The sequence below is a fragment of the Stutzerimonas stutzeri SDM-LAC genome, assembly GCF_000235745.1.
Taxonomy (GTDB): Bacteria; Pseudomonadota; Gammaproteobacteria; order Pseudomonadales; family Pseudomonadaceae; genus Stutzerimonas; species Stutzerimonas stutzeri_H.
Map to the genome: position 1 here is coordinate 55,480 of NZ_AGSX01000141.1, position 20,903 is coordinate 76,382.

General features: G+C 59.1%; 21 protein-coding genes and 1 tRNA gene. 8 read left to right on the forward strand and 14 right to left on the reverse strand.

Annotated elements, in window-relative coordinates; translation table 11 throughout:
- Nucleotides 1-212: 212 nt before the first annotated feature.
- Nucleotides 213-2,468 (reverse strand): nuclease-related domain-containing protein, encoded by a 2,256-nt coding sequence (locus PSTU_RS0114865; RefSeq protein ID WP_019341819.1) that lies wholly within the window; start codon nucleotides 2,466-2,468, stop codon nucleotides 213-215.
- Between the two features lie 5 nt (nucleotides 2,469-2,473).
- On the opposite strand from PSTU_RS0114865, the gene PSTU_RS21780 reads away from it, so the two are divergent.
- The gene (locus PSTU_RS21780; protein ID WP_157999803.1) at nucleotides 2,474-3,565 is read left to right on the forward strand and encodes a hypothetical protein; all 1,092 of its coding nucleotides are present in this window, start codon (nucleotides 2,474-2,476) and stop codon (nucleotides 3,563-3,565) included.
- 1 nt (nucleotide 3,566) lies between these two features.
- Here the strand turns inward: PSTU_RS21780 and PSTU_RS0114875 are convergent, their stop codons facing one another.
- The 3 genes from PSTU_RS0114875 to PSTU_RS21840 all read right to left on the reverse strand — a co-directional run bounded on the left by PSTU_RS0114875 (nucleotide 3,567) and on the right by PSTU_RS21840 (nucleotide 5,828).
- Nucleotides 3,567-4,292 (reverse strand): inovirus Gp2 family protein, encoded by a 726-nt coding sequence (locus PSTU_RS0114875; protein ID WP_019341821.1) that lies wholly within the window; start codon nucleotides 4,290-4,292, stop codon nucleotides 3,567-3,569.
- Between the two features lie 476 nt (nucleotides 4,293-4,768).
- On the reverse strand, nucleotides 4,769-4,999 hold the full coding sequence (locus PSTU_RS0114880; protein ID WP_019341822.1) for a helix-turn-helix transcriptional regulator: 231 nt from the start codon (nucleotides 4,997-4,999) through the stop codon (nucleotides 4,769-4,771).
- Nucleotides 5,000-5,069: 70 nt separating this feature from the next.
- The gene (locus PSTU_RS21840) at nucleotides 5,070-5,828 is read right to left on the reverse strand and encodes a hypothetical protein (RefSeq protein WP_192827025.1); all 759 of its coding nucleotides are present in this window, start codon (nucleotides 5,826-5,828) and stop codon (nucleotides 5,070-5,072) included.
- Nucleotides 5,829-6,919: 1,091 nt separating this feature from the next.
- Between PSTU_RS21840 and PSTU_RS22095 the strand changes: the two genes are divergently transcribed.
- Complete coding sequence (locus tag PSTU_RS22095) at nucleotides 6,920-7,264, forward strand: hypothetical protein (protein WP_237709878.1); 345 nt, start codon at nucleotides 6,920-6,922, stop codon at nucleotides 7,262-7,264.
- A 332-nt stretch (nucleotides 7,265-7,596) separates the two neighbouring features.
- On the forward strand, nucleotides 7,597-8,295 hold the full coding sequence (locus PSTU_RS0114895) for a DNA-3-methyladenine glycosylase (RefSeq protein WP_019341825.1): 699 nt from the start codon (nucleotides 7,597-7,599) through the stop codon (nucleotides 8,293-8,295).
- 5 nt (nucleotides 8,296-8,300) lie between these two features.
- On the opposite strand, the gene PSTU_RS0114900 is transcribed toward PSTU_RS0114895, so the two are convergent.
- Nucleotides 8,301-9,419: a metallophosphoesterase gene (locus tag PSTU_RS0114900; protein ID WP_019341826.1), complete on the reverse strand. Its 1,119-nt coding sequence runs from the start codon at nucleotides 9,417-9,419 to the stop codon at nucleotides 8,301-8,303.
- A 440-nt stretch (nucleotides 9,420-9,859) separates the two neighbouring features.
- Complete coding sequence (locus tag PSTU_RS20880) at nucleotides 9,860-10,054, reverse strand: hypothetical protein (protein WP_019341827.1); 195 nt, start codon at nucleotides 10,052-10,054, stop codon at nucleotides 9,860-9,862.
- Nucleotides 10,055-10,100: 46 nt separating this feature from the next.
- Here PSTU_RS20880 and PSTU_RS0114910 point away from each other — a divergent pair, with 46 nt between their 5' ends.
- The 4 genes from PSTU_RS0114910 to PSTU_RS0114925 all read left to right on the forward strand — a co-directional run bounded on the left by PSTU_RS0114910 (nucleotide 10,101) and on the right by PSTU_RS0114925 (nucleotide 11,571).
- On the forward strand, nucleotides 10,101-10,445 hold the full coding sequence (locus PSTU_RS0114910) for a hypothetical protein (RefSeq protein WP_029404811.1): 345 nt from the start codon (nucleotides 10,101-10,103) through the stop codon (nucleotides 10,443-10,445).
- A gap of 116 nt (nucleotides 10,446-10,561) precedes the next feature.
- Nucleotides 10,562-10,638 (forward strand) — tRNA-Met (locus tag PSTU_RS0114915).
- 77 nt (nucleotides 10,639-10,715) lie between these two features.
- Nucleotides 10,716-10,922: a hypothetical protein gene (locus PSTU_RS0114920; protein WP_019341828.1), complete on the forward strand. Its 207-nt coding sequence runs from the start codon at nucleotides 10,716-10,718 to the stop codon at nucleotides 10,920-10,922.
- Nucleotides 10,923-11,178: 256 nt separating this feature from the next.
- Nucleotides 11,179-11,571, forward strand: a complete 393-nt coding sequence (locus PSTU_RS0114925) for a VOC family protein (protein ID WP_019341829.1) — start codon at nucleotides 11,179-11,181, stop codon at nucleotides 11,569-11,571.
- 136 nt (nucleotides 11,572-11,707) lie between these two features.
- Here PSTU_RS0114925 and PSTU_RS0114930 read toward each other — a convergent pair whose 3' ends face one another.
- The 4 genes from PSTU_RS0114930 to otsB all read right to left on the reverse strand — a co-directional run bounded on the left by PSTU_RS0114930 (nucleotide 11,708) and on the right by otsB (nucleotide 15,571).
- A complete protein-coding gene (locus PSTU_RS0114930) occupies nucleotides 11,708-12,643 on the reverse strand; it encodes a DMT family transporter (protein ID WP_019341830.1) in 936 nt (311 codons plus the stop codon).
- A complete protein-coding gene (gene can, locus PSTU_RS0114935; RefSeq protein WP_019341831.1) occupies nucleotides 12,643-13,290 on the reverse strand; it encodes a carbonate dehydratase in 648 nt (215 codons plus the stop codon). Before can ends, PSTU_RS0114930 begins: the two co-directional genes overlap by 1 nt.
- An 80-nt stretch (nucleotides 13,291-13,370) precedes the next feature.
- Nucleotides 13,371-14,780, reverse strand: a complete 1,410-nt coding sequence (gene otsA / locus PSTU_RS0114940) for an alpha,alpha-trehalose-phosphate synthase (UDP-forming) (protein ID WP_019341832.1) — start codon at nucleotides 14,778-14,780, stop codon at nucleotides 13,371-13,373.
- Between the two features lie 26 nt (nucleotides 14,781-14,806).
- The gene (gene otsB, locus PSTU_RS0114945; RefSeq protein WP_029404812.1) at nucleotides 14,807-15,571 is read right to left on the reverse strand and encodes a trehalose-phosphatase; all 765 of its coding nucleotides are present in this window, start codon (nucleotides 15,569-15,571) and stop codon (nucleotides 14,807-14,809) included.
- A gap of 186 nt (nucleotides 15,572-15,757) precedes the next feature.
- Here otsB and PSTU_RS0114950 point away from each other — a divergent pair, with 186 nt between their 5' ends.
- A complete protein-coding gene (locus PSTU_RS0114950) occupies nucleotides 15,758-16,300 on the forward strand; it encodes a hypothetical protein (RefSeq protein WP_019341834.1) in 543 nt (180 codons plus the stop codon).
- A 93-nt stretch (nucleotides 16,301-16,393) separates the two neighbouring features.
- Here PSTU_RS0114950 and rimI read toward each other — a convergent pair whose 3' ends face one another.
- The 4 genes from rimI to PSTU_RS0114970 all read right to left on the reverse strand — a co-directional run bounded on the left by rimI (nucleotide 16,394) and on the right by PSTU_RS0114970 (nucleotide 20,901).
- On the reverse strand, nucleotides 16,394-16,846 hold the full coding sequence (rimI, locus tag PSTU_RS0114955; protein ID WP_019341835.1) for a ribosomal protein S18-alanine N-acetyltransferase: 453 nt from the start codon (nucleotides 16,844-16,846) through the stop codon (nucleotides 16,394-16,396).
- The gene (locus PSTU_RS0114960) at nucleotides 16,839-17,684 is read right to left on the reverse strand and encodes a hypothetical protein (RefSeq protein ID WP_019341836.1); all 846 of its coding nucleotides are present in this window, start codon (nucleotides 17,682-17,684) and stop codon (nucleotides 16,839-16,841) included. The genes rimI and PSTU_RS0114960 overlap by 8 nt, the downstream gene beginning before the upstream one ends.
- Complete coding sequence (locus PSTU_RS0114965) at nucleotides 17,681-19,225, reverse strand: 2-isopropylmalate synthase (protein ID WP_019341837.1); 1,545 nt, start codon at nucleotides 19,223-19,225, stop codon at nucleotides 17,681-17,683. The genes PSTU_RS0114960 and PSTU_RS0114965 overlap by 4 nt, the downstream gene beginning before the upstream one ends.
- A gap of 434 nt (nucleotides 19,226-19,659) precedes the next feature.
- Complete coding sequence (locus PSTU_RS0114970; protein WP_029404813.1) at nucleotides 19,660-20,901, reverse strand: saccharopine dehydrogenase family protein; 1,242 nt, start codon at nucleotides 20,899-20,901, stop codon at nucleotides 19,660-19,662.
- Nucleotides 20,902-20,903 lie beyond the last annotated feature (2 nt).

Below are 20,903 nucleotides of genomic sequence, written 5' to 3' on the forward strand. Positions count from 1 at the left end.
TGATCTGTGTGTTAGAACGGATCTTATTGCACGCCTTAGGCGCACGTCCATATTTGTATTTTACAAATATAGTGGTACTCATTTTGATTAGTTAATTTTCCGTGCAGCAGGGAATGCAGGTCACGCCATGATCGTGACGATTCGGTATCGTCCAGCTACTGCGCCTAGGATCTTGGCTGCGTCCTGCTGATGGCATTTGCCAATAGGTGCCATCAAAGCATGCCCTGCCAAATCTCGTTGCGTTCAATGATCTGAACAAACGCTTGCGGGCTGAACCCATCAGGATACAGCGACGCAGGCTCTTCCTCTTCGTCCTGATCAAACGCTCTCAGGTAGTGCTGTTCATCGCGCAAGGTCACCTCAATGACTTCGCGCGACACGACACGAAAGCCATCAACAACCTCACCATCAAGCTCAATCGACGTGTCGACAATCCAGGCATTTAGGGCTGAAATCGATTCGTGCTCACTGAGCCCAAGTCGAGAGCGCAAGCCTGAGTCAGCCTGAAAGGCCTGGAGTACGGCCGGCTGTTTACGCTCCAATTGCCTGGCAGCTTTGCGCAGGGTATTCGTCCGGTGCAGCCAGACTTCGTGCGGTGTTGAGCGGATAAATCCGGACTTGACCTCTAGCAAGAGCACCACGCCGTCCAGGTATGCCAGCAGATCTATCTCACCGGCGTCAGGCTCTTCACTGCAGAGCGGCTGATAGCCAACAACCACACGGAACCCCCTCTGCCTGAGCGCCTCGGCGAGCTCGTGCTCCACACGCTCGGTTTCGCCGCGCAGCTCAGGCCGACGCTGCTCGACACGACGCAGGTTATTCACCGCAGCCGTCAAACTGTTCTGCCGGCCGGCAACCCAGGGAAACTGAAAGCTGTAGCGGCCGATCTTATAAAATGGCCGTTCGTACAGTCTTGGCGTTGGCATGTTTGGCGTCTGCTTGAGCTGCGCAGACAGCGCCTGCAGATCACTGGTCCAAAACTGCAAAATCGCCTTGGCTGCATCAGCATCACCTGCAGGATGCTCATCACTGACCGTCCATGCGCGGATCCGCCGAACTTTAGCTGGCAACTCTGACCAGGTCATGGGAAAACGATTCTCTCCCTGCAGCAACCCCTCAAAGGCCAAACGCCCGAGTGCTGCTAAAGGGTCCCCCAGGTCATCTAGGTAGCGCTGATAAGGCTGCAGGTATGCCTGTTCGAAAAAAGCCCTGGTCAGCTCGCTGGCGAGCATGGCGTGATGCAGCGAAACTTCAGCGCCATCGTTAAGCCTGACGCGCTCACCTAACCCGAAGACAACTTGTAAGTAGAGCTGGCTACGAACGGACTTTATATAAGCGAGCTGATTGGCCTCATGGTTTTCAGGGCTGCCCATGATCTTCCCCGCCATACCTGAAGCAGCAAACACCTCAACTGCACGGCGCATCCAGTAACACCAGAACAACTGGCTTTTGCGTTCGGTACGCTGCCAACGCTGTGTGCCCTCATCGGTCTTATTGAAGATGACTGACTGTCCAGGCCTGAGTTGGTAATCACACTCACTGTCGTAGCAGAACCAGTCGATGGATCCTTCGTAGTCGATGCGCTCACGCATCGCAGCGACCAATACAGCCAACGTTTCCAAATGAGCTACACATTCAGCTCCCCCGCCAGAGTGAGGGAAGAGCATTGGCGATAGGTGCCGTTTCAGCGAGCGCCCGAGTATCTCCTCGGATAGTCGAAAATCAGACTCGGTGCAGACTTTAAGCTTGCGCAGAACGATCCGTTCGTAGACGCCCCAATCCTTGCCAGCAGGATCATCATCTACCTCGCCCAGACGGCCATAGGCCAACACACTGAGATAGGAGAGCAGCTCAAGCAGGGAGAGCGACTTCAGCTGATTTTCAGCCTGAGCAATTGCTTCATCAAAAGGTTCGAGTTGCTGCAGAAGGCGATCACAGACGCCAAAGAATTCTTCCCACGCATCGCCGCTCAGCGTCTCCCGAAGATGCTTCCAAAGCGGTGATCCGCTGCGGGTAAAGAGCTTCGAATAACGAATGGCCCAGCGCAATACATCTGGATGATGAACGGCCAAATGCTCCAGCAGCTCCTTGCTGATCACATCATCGAAATGCAGAGCGCGCGCCAACGCCTGGCTTGCAACCTGAGCCCCCTCAAGGTTGACGGGCTCAAACCAGAAACTAGCAGCAACCAATCCGGCCGCTCGATTGCGTGCGGTGTATTTTCCTTGCGGACGCTGATCCAGAAAATCATGCAGGCACTCGTCGAGCGCCATGCCTGGGGCGAATTGATTCAGATAACCAGTAAAGCGAGTCTGGTAATACTCCTGGCATTGCAGATCCTGGTTCTGCACAACTGATAACCCTTCACCGAATAATGCCGTGATCATACGGGATTGATGTGACCCTATCTTCTTGCGCGCCAGCTCACCGGCTATGATCCGACCGAGCGATGCAAAAGCGTGGAGCATGGATGATGCACGAAAACAAAATTCCTTTTGGCGAGCGTGATGGAGACTTATTCCGCGCCTTTGAAGTCGAGAATGGTCTTCGCTGCAACTGCATTTGCCCAGGTTGCCGGCAGCCACTGAATGCTGCCAACAATGGCGAAAAAGTCGCTCCTCACTTTCGCCATGCCCAATCGAATGATTGCACCACTGGCTTTCGCGAGGGAGTCAGACGCGCCGCAGTTGCACTGATTGTGCAGCACAAGCAGCTCCTGCTCCCGACCTTCGTCGACATGGCTAGAATTGTTACAGCAAGCGGCCGAGCGCTGGAAGAAAAGGTCGAGCTACCGCCGGTGGCAGTCACAGCAGACTCAGTCGAACGATTCGTTGAGCTGGATGGGTTGAGAGGTCATGCGATCCTGCATCTATCTGGCCGAAAGTTGATCGTACGCATCAAGATGTCCTCCAGGATGGAGCATGAGCGTTACCGCCAGTTTCAAGCGCTCGAGCACTCCAGCATGGAGATTGACCTGCACCGCCTAACCCTTGAGCAGATCAATGATGCTGAGAGTTACAAGCATGCCGTGCTGCAGGATCCGTCGAATCGTTACTGGATCAGATGTCTTCGTGGCGAATCATTAAAAACCTTCAAGGAGCAGCAGCTCCAATCACGGGCCTTTGAGCTGAATGCTACTTGGCTAAAAGAACAGGCCGAGCGTAAAGCTAAAGAACAAGCTCGGCAGCTTGCCATCGCCAATGAGGCTGCCGAGCATGATCTGGCTTTGAAGGCGCATCGAGCAATGCAAGCTGAAATTGCAGCCCATCAGCCAACCCAACTGCAAGACGCCAATGTAAACGGTAGATCCGAGCTCATCGCGGCAACGATGCTGAAAGCTTTGCGCGATTGGAACGGAAAGGCCGCAGAATGCAGAGCCTGCTACCTGCTCAGCCCACCAGGCTCCCGGTTCTGCCCCTACTGCGCTGTCGATGGACGCGGACTAACTGAAACAACCGTATCGCCCGACCTGCCAGCAACCATTCACAAGCGAATGTACTGCTCTGCCAAGCCGAGCATGTCGGTAAAAGCGGCCCCCTATCTCGTTGTGAGGCCGGATATCTAATCTAGCCCCTGCTGGTACCGAATCCACGTTGACGATCCCCGTAGGACTTCGTAGCCACCTTGCACAGGTAGCTTGCACGATGGAACAGATCCGGTAGCTCATCTACAAGAATCTTGCGATCTTCCCCTGCGACCCTCCGCATACGGGGATGCCGGTCTATCCGATACGTCGCATTGTCGGGGATATGTACCAGCCCATCGACCTCATAGATCGACAACCCCAGCGCACTGGCCCAGGACTCTTCTAAGCGCCTGATCATGTTGACTCTCTCGGAGCCCAGCCGCCCCACCGTGTAATAGGCATCCCGGTTAAGCAGGATGAGCAAGTGGTAATGCTGCTTACCGCCTTGGCCGATCTCCCTCGACCAGACGTACCTGACCTTACAGCCACGAGCGTAGCCACGTTCGCCCACCTTCTCTTGGTGGTACTGGATCTTCTTCGTGAATGACTCAAAGAACCGACTGATGACCTGGTTGGTATAGGCGTAGTGCGGCAGCTCGATGCCATAGGGCAATCGGAGATCCACCCTAAATGCCAAGGCCCTAGGGTATTCAGCTAAGGCAAGCTCGATGGTGTGCTTAAGCGCGGACAGGTACTCCCGGATGAAAGGCCCTTTGTCGATCATCAGGCGTAGACCTTCGAAGGTGTCGGCGTAGTGAAGGCTGAGGTTACTGTTCTCAGAATGACGGAGTGGTTTGCGGGTAGTGTTATTGGTATTGATGAGCATGGTTATGACCTCTTAGTGGTTGAGTTTCATAACCTGTGCCTGCTGTGTACTTTTTAACCGTTACCTGTCCTCGCCTGATCTGTTGGTTGATCTATCTGCATGCGTTGTACTGCTAGCCTTTCAGGTGGTGACTCAGTGTCCGACGCCTTGTGTATGAGATCTGGTCAGTGAAGGTCGCTCTCGGTTAGGCGTGAACCCTTCGGGTAGTAATAGCTAGTAAAAGCATAATACCCGCACCGCACTTTCCGTCACCGACCAGCTCGGGCAAAGCCACCTCATTCATCCAGCCAGAGCGTCCATTTTTGCCGAGTTCAGATTTCGGAAATAAATCAAGCCGAAGATCCCTGAGCAAGATATCGGAACTGAGCCTGTCGGGGCGGTGGGAGCGGCACCGCCACGACTTGCCGTGACGAGCCGAACAGCCAGGGCGGCATAAGCGCCATGACCAGCCGCAGCCGGTCATGGCGCTGTTAGTTCTAGCTGGCCATGCTCAAACGAACGGTGGAACGCGTGGAAGCTCCCTCAGCCAGATCGCGCTCCTCGATCTTGGCCAGAATCCAATCAAAGACCTCGCTTTCGACAAATCCGACCGACCTATCGCCTAACGAGACCGGCGACGGAAACCGGGCTTCCCCGATGTACTTGTACAGGGTTGACCGAGACAAACCAGTTGTGTCGATGACTTCTTTCAATCGCATGATTCGCATGAGCAGGCTCCTCTGTATGGCTCAGAGGATGTGCAGAGAGTGTAAAAATTGACCTGAACAGCCAGAAGCTCTAGCTGGGAGGGGTCAGCAAGCCAGGCACATAACCGCACTTCATCACCAAGTCAGTCTCTCCGTGGAATTCTTCAAGAGATCCGTCACGGAAATCCCTCATCAAAATGCAACCTTTTTGATGGGCCGGAGCTGGGTAAAACATCAGAGAAACAATTCTCAAGGCACTTGCTTCCTCGCCTGGTGCGGGTATCAGCCTTACCAGCTGCGGCTGATAGCTCTGCCAGATCTTACCGCTAAGCCTTTTCTTCAAAAGCTCAGCCCATTCATACGCCAGCGCAAAGAAATGATCGGGCATCCCAGGCCAGTAATAGCCAGCCTCACTTTGCCTTGGATTACCAACCTTCAACTGAGTTAATTCGCGCGCGATCATGCCCTCCAACGATGCGGGGGCAGCACCATACTCACTGCTCGGCTCGCCCCACGTTTTGGAAAGCAGATGCGATGTATACCTAGCGAGCTTGTGATAAAGGACATCAAGCACGGCTGGCCCGAGGGCGAGAAGAGCTTTCTGGATGTCGGAGCGCAATCCGCTCGTAAGCCTTTCATAGCCAGACAGCCCTTCGCTAGCGTAAACCAGCAGCCCGTGAGGGCTCTGGTCAGTAAGCTGAGGATGTCCAAGGTTCAGGTAGTAGATGCTAGGTACCTTGGCCCCAACAAAAACTCCGTTGGATACGCCCGGTACGTGGCAACGCATAAAACCAAGATTCAAAAGCCGCTTGACCTGGTGCTTCAGCGCAGCCGAGTTCAAGCCTGTCATCGCTCGGAGCCTCGCCTCTCCGATGCCTATAACAACACCGCACTGATCCGCGGAGATTAAAAGGGCAGCCAGGAGAACTCTCGTGGAAGCAGCTAGGCGACCATGCGCCCCTGGGGCTGCTGGACGCCCATCCTCGCGTACTTGTTTACGAGCAACCCTCACGCGCGTTGTATCCGCATCGGGCAAAGGCCTCTCTGCAAACACATCAGGCTCACAAAAAAGGCGCAGAACCAGATCCTCATGGGTAACTCTGCCCCTCTCGTTTTCGCCTAGCAGATCAAGCAAGGGTTGCGACGCCTCATATTCTTGGCTTGGGCGCCCTTTCTGCTCAGCCAGTTTTTTCGTCGTCAACAATCCAGCCTCTACCAACCCCCGCGTAGCTTCTCTGACCAACCTCTCCGTAAGACAGTGGAGCTTTGCAAATTCCTTGACCTTGTACGAAGCACCTAAACCTGCCGTCCACTGACACACCATAACCTGAAGCAAAAATCTAGCCTCTGCCCCAAGGCCATTAATCTCTGAAAAAACAAGCGCTCTATGCATTACTAACACCGGAACATAGAAGAATTAGATGACGATTTATACCCTATATTTTCTGCTATTAATATTCATGTAACGTAATGGGTAACGGCACAGGTAACACAACCGATAATTACGCAGGTAATATACCGTTAATCGACCTGATAACTGGACATGTAATGAGGCCTTATAGAAGCGAAAATAGCCGCCACGCGAAGGAGAGCTGGGAGCGAGATGGTCTAGAAGAAAGCGTTACGATTACGCCTCCTAGCTGGCTCAGCGAGGAGCGCAGAGAAGAATGGCTATGGGCTGCGAATTACCTACTTGAACGAACAACGTACCAAGATCGAGAACTTGGCCTTCTCATCCATGACGACTTCAAAGCCCTCACTCGGTTAATCCACAATCTTGAGTCGACAACCCACGGCCTCAAGCTCCTTGCACGCCTGAGAAATGCAATCAGACAACGGCAGTACCGCTCATCTAAAGGGAGTAGGACAACGTGCTCATTCACCCTCCCGGTAGCCATCAAAGCAGCACTGGGACGCCTAGCGAAAGGCAACAGAATCACCGTGACAGCCCAGATTCAACGCCTGATTGAGGACGCTACGGAACTGGCTAGCGAGCGGAAAGCGACGAAGCGCCAAGAGGCGCTGAATGCCAAGATCATGCGCAATGACTACAAGCTAGCGCTTGAGCTGAACAAAGTCAGAATTGACGAGACCGAGAAGCAATTGCGTCACTGCCAGAAGCAGCTAGCGCGATGGGAAACATTCTGGAAGGATGAACCACTAGAGCTTTCAACCGACGACGAAGCCGCCGCTACGAAGCTTACTGAAGAGCGGATGCGCGCAATCAAGGAGGCAATCAGTGCGGCCGAAGCCAAGTATAGGATGCTAAGTCCGAGAGCAATTTAAGAGGCAAAGGAATCAAAACAGGGTACAGAACCGGGTATGTAATTTATTAAAATTAACAAAACCAACGTAATCATTGACCTCCAAGCCATGACTTCCGCTTTAACGTCTGACGCTGCCACTCGATCAGCTCCCGCTGGACGATGCCCCTCAAGAAGCCCCGCTTACCCGCGGGGCTTCTTACATTTGGCGCCTGAAATATTGGCGTAACGTCGCGTCATCGGCTTGATCGCCGTATTCGTCTGACGACCGGCATGTCATCTGCTACTTACGAGCGGAATATTCGCCCCGTTTATGCGGTCGGAACAGGCAGACTTTCCGACGCCGGAGTAGCGATGAACAGCCTCACCGAACCCTTGATTCAGCATCTCGACGACACCTTTTTCGACCGGGACGCGCAAATCGTCGCCCAGGATCTGCTAGGCACCGTGATTCGCCACTGCGTAGACGGGCTGTGGTTGTCGGCGCGCATCATCGAGACCGAGGCCTACTACATCGACGAGAAAGCCAGTCACTCTTCGCTCGGCCAAAGCCCCTCGCGGCGCGCCATGTTCATGCCAGCCGGCCATCTCTATCTTTATTATTCGCGCGGCGGCGACTCGCTCAACTTCAGCGTACAAGGGGACGGCAACGCTGTCTGCATCAAGGCTGGATATCCCTGGGTCGACTCGCTGTCATGTGAGGAATCCATCGAGCGCATGCGCAGCAACAGCCCAGCCGCCGCCGGCGGCCCTCGCCCTTTGACTCGTCTGTGCTCGGGCCAGACGCTGCTGTGCAAGGCGCTGGGATTGACCGTCACGCAATGGAACGCGCAACGCATGGACCCGACCCGCCTGCGCGTGGATGACATCGGCGCCCGCCCCGACATCATCCAGACGACGCGCCTGGGCATTCCAGCCGGCCGCGACGAGCACCTGCCCCACCGCTTCGTCGATGCAGGCTTCGCCGCGCACTGCACGCGCAACCCGCTGCGCCGTGGGCAAGTGGAAGGTGAGGACTACGCACTGCTGCGCCGCCAGCTGTTGGCGAGCTGAACGGCTTAGGTCGCCGCCCTGATCAAACGAATACGGGAGATCTCCGATGGCGCGCCGAAACGCAGCGGCGGCCCCCAGTAACCCGTCCCGCGACTTATATAAATCTGCATCTCGTCGATACGCTGAAGGCCCGCTACCCATGGCTGTTGCCAACGCACGAAATGCATCCAGGGCCAAAACTGCCCGCCGTGCGTATGGCCGGATAGCTGCAGATCGCAGCCAGCGGCCATCGCGGCCTTCGCCGACCGCGGCTGATGCGCAAGGAGGATGCGCGGCACATCCGACGGCGCACCCGCGAGCGCCGCGACCGGATCGCTGCGATGGCCGGGCCTGAACAGCTCGGCCGAGTAGTCGGCGATGCCCGCCAACACCAACCGAGCGCCCGCACGTTCGACCAGCACATGACGGTTGAGCAGCACCGCCATGCCCAGCCGCTCGAATTCAGCAATCCAGCTGTCCGCACCGGAGTAGTACTCGTGGTTGCCGGTGACCACGTAAACGCCGTGGCCGGCCCTCAGCTGAGCCAGTGGTGCGATGTCGTCGGCCAGGTCGGCGACGCTGCCGTCTACCAGATCGCCGGTGATGACGATAAGGTCAGGCGACAATTGGTTGACCCGCTTTACGATCGCTTCGATATAGCCCTGTTTGATCGTCGGCCCAACATGAATATCGCTGAGCTGCACGATGTTGAAGCCTTCCAGCGCCGGCGGAAGATTTTGCAGCGCGATGTCGCGTTCGACCACCCGCGCCGTCCGCCGCGCGTTGAGCAGGCCAAACAGCGTTACGGCCACGACCGCAGCGACGACGGTAACCGCCGAACCCTGCGCAACGCCGGGCGACTCCCAGCCCAGCAGCGATGCCAGCGCCAGCATGAAGGCCCGCAACAGCGCAAAGATCGCCAGACTGGAAAAGATACCCATCGCCAGCAACCCGGACCACGCCAGCAGCACATTGCCTGCGCCTCGCACCAGCACGCCATAGCGCATCAGCACAGCCGAAAGTGCGAGGTAGCCCCACGCGAGAACGCTGCCAAACAGCCCGAGCGATAAAGCCGGAATCATCGTGACGCCGACGAACACATGCAGGCCAATCAGCAATACAACAACCCATAACCGCCTGTTCATGCGTTACGTCTCTTGATAAGGGATGGCATTGTTATGCAGCGAGCCGGAAGGTTGCGGATCAATTCGAAACGAAGTTGGCCAGAAGTGCGTCGCTGGAAGCGGTTCAGGACTCGCCACGTCACACTGAGTTGAATGTCAGATCGCTTGCGCTGAGGCTAACGACCACCACGCCGGCACGACACGCTTTACGGCTTGCCTCTCTATGGCCGTGGCGTTGATCTTATAGGTCTGTGCACTCACCGTTGCGCGGCCCACGGAAGCTAAACGGCGAGATCGCTGATACCCAGCAACGTTCGCCGGGCGGAGGGCGTCTGCGGCCGTAGCTGGCAACCTACAGCTCATACTCCGGCTCCAGCACTAGTGGGTAACGCTAGCGGCTCGGTTCAGCCGAACCGCGCTGGATCGGACCAAACCATCGACAGGCCTAAGCCGATAAACCGTTACATCACGCCCGGATCACGCATCGGATCGGGCGGCGGCGGCTCTTTTTCCAGCTGTTCGAGCACCTCGTCGGGCAGGGTGTCGCCGTCGTCGAGCTCGGTCTCACTTTGCGCGTCGTCAAGATCATTCAGTGGTGATTCGTCCGCCAGCCAGGGGTAAAACGGCGGATCGATTGAACGGATGATGGTAAGCATGACGGTCTCCTCGCAGGTGTGCCTGCTGCGTTAGGCAGGCCCGACTATGCATCGTTCGGACCGGTTATCCGTGCGTCCAGGCCTGCTCGGCGAGGCGCTCGCTCAGGTAATTAAACATCACCGCTTATACGCCGCTCGCCTAGGGCAAGGTGATGCAGGACGAAGTGCTGCAACGCATCGGCGAAGCGCACAACGCCAGCCCACACAGATCACCCTTGCCGGGCGGCTGAAAGGCTTCGCCGTAATCCCCTCCTCAACCAAGCGCGAAAACCTCGCCGTCAACCTCAAAGCGCAGGCGCTGCGACTGACCGACGAGGAAATGCAACAGATCGCCACGCTGGACCGTAACAAGCGCCTGGCCAACCCCGGATTCGCGCCAAAATGGGATTGATCGACAGCGCACCGACAACGGTCGGACCGGCGGCATAAGCATTTGAAAAAGCAGGTAGAAAAGCGCACCCGAAGGGTTGACACACAACCGCGCGGCGCGAATAATGCGCGCCACTTGGCTACGTAGCTCAGTTGGTTAGAGCATAGCATTCATAATGCTGGGGTCCGGGGTTCAAGTCCCTGCGTAGCCACCAAATTCAAGAAAGGGTTCAGCGAAAGCTGAACCCTTTTTTTGTGTCCGTCGTTTAGCCAACCGCACCGAGAGCGCCCCATGAGAGACGACTTCGACAACCTCCGCGCCGAGCGCGAAACGCCCTATCGCCCCGCCGCTACTCAAGCCAACCGACATACCGGGCTGTGGAAACAGATCGCCGTCGGCATCGTGGTCGGGCATCTGTCGTTGGGGTTGATTGGTGCGGTGATCTGGATGGCGGCGGCGCAGTTGCTGGTTGGGGGTTTGCAGATCGTTGCGCCGTAGCTAATCCCAGCGCTGTCATTAAATCCGAACATCCAGCTGGGTTGCTTCGATGGGGTGCGGGCATTCGTGGAATGGGCTTGCCCTCACCTGGAAAGCAATACACCGGTGCTGGCGGGTTAGCCGAAAAAGCGCTCAGCCATTTCGTTTTTGACTCAACAGCCGTACATGAAGGGTTGCGCCAGCCTTGGCAGCCCTCTTCACGCCGGTCTACAGTTCGGGCTCCATACTGTTTCCAAAACCACGTAGCGAGACTCTTATGCTCAACCATGTGATGGTCGGTTCGAATGATCTTGAACGGTCGAAGCGGTTCTACGACGCCGTGCTCGGCGTGCTTGGTGCTGGCGAGCCGATCCGCGACACCGGCCCCACCGGGCACACGCGCCTGTTTTACCGGCACGACGGCAGCCTGTTCGGCGTAACTGAACCCATCAATGGGGAAGAAGCGACGGTCGCCAACGGTGGCACGGTCGGCTTTAGGTGCAGCTCGCCAGAGCAGGTACAGGAATTTCATGACGTCGCGGTCGCTCACGGTGGCACCACGTGCGAAGACCCGCCGGGACTGCGCGAAGGTAGCCTGGGCGCCATGCACCTTGGTTACGTCCGTGATCCCGACGGAAATAAACTGTGCGCGATTTACCGCGCCCCATAACTCTGCGCGCCAAGCGCCGCACCACCCAGGTGCGGCGTCAGCAGCCCCGCTGCCATGCGTCGTCACCTTTCTAACAGCATCGCTGAACGCCGCGCACCGCCCCGCCATGACGCCCCGGCACGCAGGGGCAGGCTTGCTAGCTTATACGCTGTTTCGCCTGTGGCGTAATTGCGCCGCGAGCCGTCGTCCGGGTTGCCAGCAGCAACCCCGCGAAGATCAGCCCGCCGCCGACCCAATGGAACAACTGCAAGCCTTCATCCAGCAGCAGCCAGCCGAGAATCGCGGTGAAAACCGGCATCAGATAAGTCGCCATTGCCGCTTTGGCTGCGCCAACGGTTTTGACGCCGTGGTTCCAGGACAGATACGCGACCAGCGAGGCGAAGACCGCCGTGTAGGTTATGACGGACAGGTTGATCAGGCTGGGCTCGAAGCCGCCTACCTGACCGAGCTCGAACAGGTAGAACGGCAGGATCAACGGCGTTCCAATTACCATCAACACGCCTAATAGCGTCAAGGGCGGAACCTGAAGAAAGCTGCCCCAGCGTCGCAGCGACAGGGTGTACAGCGCCCACACCAGAACCGCCACGAGCATGATGAGGTCGCCAGTCTTGAAGGCCAGATTGGCGAACGCATCCCAGCTACCGCGACTGATCAAGTAGACCAAGCCACCTGCAGCGATGGCCATGCCAAACCAGGCGCGACGTGCCGGCCATTCACCCAGGAGCAAGCCGCCGCCAATAAAGGTGAACAGTGGCAGACAGGTGTTGACCAGGGTGAGGTTGATGGCTTCGGTGCTTTGCGCAGCGGAGTACAACAGCGAGTTGTAACTGCTGATGCCCAACGCCGCGACTACCGGCAGGCGCCAGCCGGCGGCGCGCAGCGTGGCACGGTGCGCCCAGATCGAGCGGGCCACGAATGGCAGCAACAGACAGGTGGCCAGCGTCCACCGCCAGAATGACAGGGTCAGGGGCGGGATCGCATCATGAAAGGCGCGCGCTACCAGAGCATTGCCGCTCCAGCAGAGCACAGCAAGCAGCAGGCCGGCCATGGCCCAGCCATTACGGTTGGCCATCAGAGAGGCCGATAGGGGCGTACGCGATATTGCGGCGGCAATTGCTCGAGGCTATTGATGGTGACGTTGAGGTCTTTCCAGATCCCATCCTTGATGCCGTAGATGCAGCCATGCACCGACAGCGGCTGGCCACGATGCCAGGCGTTCTGGACGATGCTGGTATGGCTCACGTTGGCGACCTGTTGAATCACGTTCAGCTCGCATAGGCGGTCGACCTGCGCTTCCTCGGTGGGAAAGGTCGAGATGTGTTCACGGTGCTCGTAATACAGGTCGCGGATGGTACGCAGCCAGCCGTCGATCAGTCCCAGCTGGTCGTCGCGCATGGAGGCTCGCACGCCGCCGCAACCATAGTGGCCGGTCACCAGGATGTGCTTGACCTTGAGCACATCGACCGCGAACTGGATGACCGACAGACAGTTGAGGTCGGTGTGCAGCACGACGTTGGCGACGTTGCGGTGAACGAACAGGTCGCCCGGCAGCATGCCGACGATCTCGTTGGCCGGCACCCGCGCATCGGAGCAACCGATCCAAAGATACTCAGGCGTCTGTTGTTTGGCCAGTTTGGCGAAGAACGTCGGGTCTTCTTCGAGGATCGCTTTAGCCCAGCGCGCGTTGTTCTCAATCAGCTGTTGAAGATCGTTACTCATCGATTGCCTTCCATTTCGAGATTCAGATTATGAACCGGTCCTCATTATGACAAAGGATGTGCGCTGGCGCGTCACACAGCTCAGACCAGAAACAGCGGGTTGGAGGGCACTTCCGCGCGCGGCCGGGAGGAAAACGCTCGCAGGTCTCGCAGGAAATTGTCGCGCCAGGCGTCCAGGTCTGCGGCGCGTATCGCCCGCATCATGTGTTCATAGCGATCTTTGCGCTCGGTCAGCGACATGCGCATCGCGCGGTCCAGTGCCTCGGCCATGCCGATGCAATCGTAGGGGTTGATGATCAGTGCCGAGGTCAACTCGCGAGCGGCCCCGGCGAAGCGTGACAGCACCAGCACGCCGGGGTCTTCCGGGTCTTGGGACGCTACGAATTCCTTGGCCACCAGATTCATGCCGTCGCGTAGCGGTGTAACGAAACCGATATCGGCTTGGCGAAACAGGCCCATCAGGGCGCGGCGGTCATGGCTTTTGTTGAGGTAGTGCAGCGGCGTCCAGTCCAGATCGGACAACCAGCCGTTGATATGCCCGGCCTGGCTTTCCAGCTGCTGCCTGATTGCCTGATAGGTCTTCACATCCGAGCGAGACGTCGGCGCGATCTGAATGAATTCCACCGCGCGTCGGTGCTCTGGATAGCGTTCGAGAAAGGCCTGATAGGCCTTGAAGCGCTCCACCAATCCCTTGGAGTAATCCAGGCGATCGACGCTGATGATTTTCTTGCGATCCACGTCTGTGGTACGCCGCATGGGTTTGCTGCGGCCCTTGTACGACTCAGCCAGGTCCTGGATTTCATCCGGGACCACGCCGATGGGATAGACCCCCGCGCGGAAATTCTGACCGTAGGTCGTCAGGCTGCCATCGGATTCCAGAATGCCGCGCACTTCACGGGTCATGTAATCCTGAAACGCCAGCCGATCGGTCTCGGTCTGGAAGCCGATGAGGTCGTAGAAGCACAGCGTTTTGAGTAGTTCATTGTGCGGCGGGATGACCGTGAGTATTTCCGGTGGCGGGAACGGAATGTGGAGGAAAAAACCGATGCGATTGCGAATGCCCAGTTGGCGACAGGCTTCGGCGAAGGGAATCAGATGGTAATCATGGATCCAGATGATGTCGTCGGGTTGGAGTAGCGGCTTGAGCTTCTCCGCCAGCATGGCGTTGACCCGTCTGTAGCCTTCGTATTCCTGGCGGTTGTAGCGGGCCAAGTCGATACGGTAGTGGAAGATCGGCCAGAGTGTGGCGTTGGAGAAGCCACGGTAGTACTGGTCGTAGTCCTGCTTGGTCAGGCCCATCGTCACGTAGGTGATGTTGCCGACCACCTCGGTATTGGTCTGGGGCGTGCTGCTGACGTCGCCGCTCCAGCCGAACCAGATGCCGCCGGCCTGTCGCAACGCATCGTAGACGCCGACCGCAAGCCCGCCCGCGGCGACCTTCCCCGCCTTGATTGGCGCCACGCGGTTGGAAACCACTACTAGTCGGCTCATGGGCAGTTCTCGCTCCAGTCTAGTTTTTATCGATATTCCTGCGGTGCAGTCAGTGTTCTTGCCAAGCCGTCGACCCAGACGGCAACGGCCTCTACTGACTCTAGCCGCTGCTTGGCTTCGGTGGCTCCGCTGCCTACCTTGATCGAGACCCCGCGCAGCTCGTTGATGACCGTAAAGCCGGCCTCGTCGGTTAAATCGTCCCCGATGAAGACCGGAATGTGTCCGGCGAAGGGCGCCTCTTGCATGAAGGTGCGGAGCACCTCGCCCTTACTGGCCCCTCGCGGCTTCAGCTCGAACACGCATTTGCCTGGCTGTAGCGCCAGCACTTCGCAATACCGCTCAGCGAACCCCTCGGCCAGGCCACGCGCGATTTCTTCCAGTTCCGGGGCCAGACGGAAATGCAGTGCAAAGGCAACACCCTTGTTTTCGAGCGTCAGACCTTGATGCTGAGCGCAGGCGTCCGCCAGCTCCTGTTGGATGGCATCGAACAGCTCACTGTCGAGGATCAGGTTCTTCGCCTCGCCGGCAGCATTGCGACGTTCTGCGCCATGTACACCGGCGGCGGGCAAGCGCAAGGGCTCAAGGAGCGTGTCGAGCTGGCTGATCGGCCGACCCGAGACGACCGCGACGGGGATGCCGTGCGCATTCATGCGCTCCAACGCTCGCAGCGTCAGGGGCGGGATGGAAACGAGCTCTGGCCGCGGCTGAATCTCGGCTAGCGTGCCATCGACATCGAAGAAAAAGGCGCAGCGCCGGGGGTCTAGCTCGGGGTAATCGTTTTTTTCGCTCATGTTGCTCGGACCCCCGATCAACGGTAGTGGTTCGCCATTTTTTGTCGCGGCGGGCATCTGCCAATGCAACGGTAGCGCCACCTGGAGCTTGGTCCATAAAGCCCGAGCCGGCCAGCGGCCCGCCTGAATCTTCGATGGCATGCCGGGTCACAACCTGCAAGACCAGCGTTCAAGCAGGAGGTTGTCATGAGCGATCGCAAGCCCTACACGCCAACGGAAATCGACGATACTGAGGACCGCATGGGTTCCATTGAACAGCTCGATTTCGACCAGCATCGAGACGATCGCAAGGGTCGCATTGGCGACGAGGTGCCGGCTGACGAGCTCGAGAACGAGTTCCCGCCGGAGCGCGTCGCCGAAGCCGGGATGACGGGCGGTGAAGTGCCGGATGGCGAGCCCACGATGGATGACATGGCTCCGGACACCCTGATACCGGAAGACGGCTCCCGATCACCTCGCGAACGGGGCCATGGGGGGCCAGCGGATCAGGAACTGTCCGAAGTGTCCGAACACGAAATCGGCGCGGACGTAGACCTCGACGAGGCCGAGCAAGCTCGCGTTCACCCTCTGGATGGCAAGCCCTGGGATGGCCCGGCCGACGGGGACAGGGACACAGGCCTCAGCGGTGGCGATGCCGTGTTGCAAGAAAACGATGACGTGATGGATGACGATGACCTGAGTGGCGAGGCGCCGCTCGATTCGGGCCGCGACAAGGCACCGAGGCCGTGAGCTGGCTGCGGCGCCCGCCCGGTGGCGCCGCGTTGCTCGGATAACGCGAAGGCCCGGTCTTGCGAGTCGGGCTTATGCATCGAGCTGTATGGATCAGTCAAGTAACGTGCAGGCCATGACCAGGGCGTCTTCCCTTCCGTCAGCAGAGGGGTAGTAGCCACGACGGCGCCCAACCTCGTTAAAGCCGTAGCGCTCGTAGAGGCGATAGGCCGAGCTATTGCTAGCGCGCACCTCGAGAAAGCACTCGCGTCCACCACGGGCTTGCGCCCGCCGCATGAGATGCTCAAGCAGCAACAGGCCGAGCCCGCGCCCCTGGTTCTGTGGCTTGACGGTGATATTGAGCAAGTGCGCCTCGTCGATGATCACGTTGATCACGCCATGGCCGACCTGCTGTTCGCCCTCGAACATGACCCAGCATTCATAAGCAGTCAGGGCATCGGTGAAGATGCCGCGTGTCCAGGGATGACTGAAGGCGGCGTACTCGATCTTCAGTACGGTTTCGATATCCGCCGCAGTCATGGGGCGGAAACTTACTGCATCACTCATGAATGCTACTCGAGCTCCCAGCTGAACCGATTACCCAACGCGGCATGGTGCGGCGTATGGCTTTCCACAGTTGAGCCTTGCTTTGCGGTTGTTCCATCAACGCTTCGAGCCCCGGCATTGTCAGCGCAACGCCAAGCCCCTCGATCGTCACCTCGCGATAGCAGGCATCGGCATCGACTTCGCCGGCAAAACGCAGCGCGGGCGAGCCGATGAGCCATAGACAGGCGCACCCCATGACCTCCAGCTCGGCTGCAACCACACCCTGTACATAGTCGCGCGCGGCTTCGATGCCCTGATCCAGGCTTCCGCGATGGAGCAGCGGCCAGCGAATCGGCTCTCCATCGCCTACCTGCTGCGGCTTGTCGGGCAGCCTGGCGGCGCGCAGCACGTCCTTCAGCAGGATGTAAGCAGGGTCCCGGCTCTGGAACGACTCGCCCGTCGGCAGTTCGACCAGTAGCAACACATTGCCCGCACGTAGCAGCTGCAAGGCAAAACGAGGGGGCGCGGCTTTCTGTTCGGCGGCGACCGTTTGGGACTCGCGGGTGTTCGCCGCGGGCTTTTTCGGCTCGGGCATGGCGACGCGAGGCATGACCGAACGAACCGCATCCGCGGCCGGGCTCGCCGAAGCAGCTGGCGTAGGCGCCACCGGCTCGGGTGCCACGCCGGTCGGCTGTAGCACTGACCGAGGCTCGATGGCTGGCGTAAGCTCGGCTTCCGGCTCGAAGAAATGCAGCAGTTCCGGCCGAGAAGGCGCGGCAAAGGGCAGCTCGGTTCGCGGCAGCCAGGTGGTTATCTGCATGGCGCCGAGGAAGGCCCGGCGGCGGCTTTCGCTAATCAAATCCCGGCCACCTGTGGATGTGCCTTGGCGCTAAGCTGCATTAGGTTCAGCGCGTTCAGGTAGGCCTTGGCCGAGGCGACGACGATATCGGTATCGGCGCCGTTGCCATTGACGATGCGCCCGCCCTTCTCCAGTCGCACGGTCACTTCGCCCTGGGAATCGGTGCCCTGGGTGATGGCGTTGACCGAATACAGCTGCAACGTGGCGCCCGACTCGGCAACGGCCTCAATGGCTTTGAAAGTGGCGTCAACCGGGCCGGAGCCCTGGGCCTGGGCGCTGCGCTCGGCGCCGTCGACGCTGAGCACCAACTTGGCTTCGGGGATTGTGCCAGTCTTGCTCGCTACTTCCAGGGTGGCCAGCTTGAAGTGCTCTGGCGCTTCGTCGGCCAGGGTGTCGGAGACCAGCGCCTGCAGGTCTTCGTCGAAAATCTCGTGCTTCTTGTCGGCCAGCTCCTTGAAGCGGGCGAACGCCGCATTCAGCTCATCGCCTTCGAGCACGATGCCCAGCTCATCCAGACGCGAACGGAATGCGGCGCGGCCGGAGTGCTTGCCCATGACCATCTTGTTGGCGTTCCAACCCACCGACTGGGCGGACATGATCTCGTAGGTTTCGCGGTGCTTGAGCACGCCGTCCTGATGGATGCCCGACTCGTGGGCGAAGGCGTTGGCGCCGACAATGGCCTTGTTCGGCTGCACCGGGAAGCCGGTGATGCCCGAGACAAGGCGCGAAGCGGCGAGGATGTGCTCGGTCTCGATGCGGGTGTGTACGTCGAGCAGGTCCTGGCGGGTCTTGATCGCCATGACGATTTCTTCCAGCGCGGCGTTGCCGGCACGCTCGCCGAGACCATTGATGGTGCACTCCACCTGGCGTGCACCCGCGACCACTGCCGCGAGGGAGTTGGCCACGGCCAGGCCCAGGTCGTTGTGGCAATGCACGGAGAACACCGCCTTGGCGGCGTTTGGGATGCGTTCGAGCAGCTGACGGATGGTGTCGGCGTACTGATGCGGGATGGCGTAGCCGACGGTGTCCGGGATGTTGATGGTGCGCGCGCCGGCGTCGATGGCCGCCTCGATGATGCGGCAGAGGAAATCAATCTCCGAACGGCCGGCGTCTTCGCAGGAAAACTCCACGTCGGCACACAGGCTGCGCGCTTTCTTCACCGCACGCACCGCCTGCTCGACCACCTGGTCCGGCTGCATGCGCAGCTTGTACTGCATGTGGATCGGGCTGGTGGCGATAAAGGTGTGGATGCGCCCGGAGTTGGCGCCGGCCAGCGCTTCGGCGGCACGCTCGATGTCGGCATCGACGGCGCGTGCCAGGCTGCACACGGTGCTGTCCTTGATGTTGTCGGCAACCAGCTTCACCGCAGCGAAGTCGCCGGGGCTGGCGATGGCGAAGCCGGCCTCGATCACGTCCACCTTCAGCCGCTCCAGCGCCCGGGCGATGCGCAGCTTTTCCTCACCGGTCATGGACGCGCCGGGGCTCTGCTCGCCGTCGCGTAGGGTGGTGTCGAAGATGATGACGCGATCGTTGCTGCTCATAGGAAATCCTCACGGCTGCCGGGCGCCTCTGACAGGGCGTCGTAGTGGGCGGATTGTCGCGTGAAATGGACGGGGCGGGAAGGCGCAGCTGCGTTTGGCGTGGGTAGTGGTCGCGTAGGGTGGAAAAGCCTTCGGCGTGTTCTACCCTACGCCGGAAAACACAAAGCCCGCCTTAGGCGGGCTTTAGGCTGATCGAGCGAGCTAGAGCCATGCAAGGCGCAACGACCAGCGGAAGTAACAGCCGAAGGCTGGCCCGCAGGGTGAGCGCCAGCGAATCAAAACAGGCGAGGAAGCGGACCGGGCTCGCGCACGAGTGTACTGCTGTAAATGAGCATGACTCGCTCCGCTCGCCCTTCGGGCCGGCCTAAAGGCCGTTCGGTGGCAAGCCACCGTCCGAGCCTGTTTTTAACGCAGCAGGGCCGACGCGCAGCCGATCAAGCCTGATCCCAGGCCCGGTCGCCGCGCTCATCCTTGATGCGAGTGGGCAGACCCATCACATCGAGCAGCTCCAGGAACGGCTGGGCCGGCAGCTCTTCGACGTTGACCATGCGCTTGGCATCCCACTCGCCACGGGCGATCAGCAGCGCGGCGGCGACCGGCGGCACGCCGGCGGTATAGGAAATGCCCTGGCTGTCCGTTTCGGCATAGGCCTCTTCATGGTCGGCCACGTTATAGATGAACAGCTCGCGCGGTTGGCCATCCTTGGTGCCCTTGACCATGTCACCGATGCAGGTCTTGCCGGTGTAACCCGGCGCCAGCGAGGCGGGATCGGGCAGTACGGCCTTGACCACCTTGAGCGGCACGACGTCAAGCCCTTCGGCCGTGCGCACCGGCTGCTCGGAGAGCAGACCGAGGTTCTTCAGCACGGTGAAGACGTTGATGTAGTGATCACCGAAACTCATCCAGAAGCGGACGTTCGGTACGTCGAGGTGCTTGGAGAGCGAATGCACCTCGTCATGCCCGGTCAGGTAGAGGTTTTGTTCGCCCACAACCGGCAGGTCGTCGGTGCGTTTGACCTCGAACATGCGATTGGTCGTCCACTGGCTGTTCTGCCAGCTGTACACCTGACCGGTGAATTCGCGGAAATTGATTTCCGGGTCGAAATTGGTGGCGAAATACTTGCCGTGGGAACCGGCGTTGACGTCGAGGATGTCGATCGACTCGATCTTGTCGAAGTATTCCTGCTGCGCCAGGGCAGCGTATGCATTGACCACGCCCGGGTCGAAGCCGGCGCCGAGGATGGCGGTGATGCCCTTTTCCTGGCATTCGGCCAGGTGCTTCCACTCGTAGTTGCCATACCACGGCGGCGTTTCGCAGATCTTGCCCGGTTCTTCGTGGATCGCGGTATCGAGATACGCGGCGCCGGTGTCGATGCAGGCGCGCAGTACGGACATGTTGAGGAAGGCAGAACCGACGTTGATGACGATTTGCGATTCGGTTTCACGAATCAGTGCCTTGGTCGCTTCCACGTCCATGGCGTCCAGCGCATAGGCCTTGATTTCGCCGGGCTGCTTGAGCCCGCCCTTGGCTTGCACGCTGTCGATGATGGCCTGGCATTTGGAGATGCTGCGCGACGCGATAGCAATACGACCGAGTTCGTCGTTGTGCTGCGCGCACTTGTGGGCCACCACCTTGGCGACACCTCCTGCACCAATGATAAGAACGTTTTTCTTCAATT

Excerpts from the sequence above, each read along its gene's own strand:
- PSTU_RS0114865 (WP_019341819.1), bottom strand. The coding sequence starts at position 2,468 with ATGCTCCACGCTTTTGCATCGCTCGGTCGGATCATAGCCGGTGAGCTG.
- PSTU_RS21780 (WP_157999803.1), top strand. The coding sequence starts at position 2,474 with ATGCACGAAAACAAAATTCCTTTTGGCGAGCGTGATGGAGACTTATTC.
- PSTU_RS0114875 (WP_019341821.1), bottom strand. The coding sequence starts at position 4,292 with ATGCTCATCAATACCAATAACACTACCCGCAAACCACTCCGTCATTCT.
- PSTU_RS0114880 (WP_019341822.1), bottom strand. The coding sequence starts at position 4,999 with ATGCGAATCATGCGATTGAAAGAAGTCATCGACACAACTGGTTTGTCT.
- PSTU_RS21840 (WP_192827025.1), bottom strand. The coding sequence starts at position 5,828 with ATGACAGGCTTGAACTCGGCTGCGCTGAAGCACCAGGTCAAGCGGCTT.
- PSTU_RS0114895 (WP_019341825.1), top strand. The coding sequence starts at position 7,597 with ATGAACAGCCTCACCGAACCCTTGATTCAGCATCTCGACGACACCTTT.
- PSTU_RS0114900 (WP_019341826.1), bottom strand. The coding sequence starts at position 9,419 with ATGAACAGGCGGTTATGGGTTGTTGTATTGCTGATTGGCCTGCATGTG.
- PSTU_RS20880 (WP_019341827.1), bottom strand. The coding sequence starts at position 10,054 with ATGCTTACCATCATCCGTTCAATCGATCCGCCGTTTTACCCCTGGCTG.
- PSTU_RS0114910 (WP_029404811.1), top strand. The coding sequence starts at position 10,101 with ATGCATCGTTCGGACCGGTTATCCGTGCGTCCAGGCCTGCTCGGCGAG.
- PSTU_RS0114920 (WP_019341828.1), top strand. The coding sequence starts at position 10,716 with ATGAGAGACGACTTCGACAACCTCCGCGCCGAGCGCGAAACGCCCTAT.
- PSTU_RS0114925 (WP_019341829.1), top strand. The coding sequence starts at position 11,179 with ATGCTCAACCATGTGATGGTCGGTTCGAATGATCTTGAACGGTCGAAG.
- PSTU_RS0114930 (WP_019341830.1), bottom strand. The coding sequence starts at position 12,643 with ATGGCCAACCGTAATGGCTGGGCCATGGCCGGCCTGCTGCTTGCTGTG.
- can (WP_019341831.1), bottom strand. The coding sequence starts at position 13,290 with ATGAGTAACGATCTTCAACAGCTGATTGAGAACAACGCGCGCTGGGCT.
- otsA (WP_019341832.1), bottom strand. The coding sequence starts at position 14,780 with ATGAGCCGACTAGTAGTGGTTTCCAACCGCGTGGCGCCAATCAAGGCG.
- otsB (WP_029404812.1), bottom strand. The coding sequence starts at position 15,571 with ATGAGCGAAAAAAACGATTACCCCGAGCTAGACCCCCGGCGCTGCGCC.
- PSTU_RS0114950 (WP_019341834.1), top strand. The coding sequence starts at position 15,758 with ATGAGCGATCGCAAGCCCTACACGCCAACGGAAATCGACGATACTGAG.
- rimI (WP_019341835.1), bottom strand. The coding sequence starts at position 16,846 with ATGAGTGATGCAGTAAGTTTCCGCCCCATGACTGCGGCGGATATCGAA.
- PSTU_RS0114965 (WP_019341837.1), bottom strand. The coding sequence starts at position 19,225 with ATGAGCAGCAACGATCGCGTCATCATCTTCGACACCACCCTACGCGAC.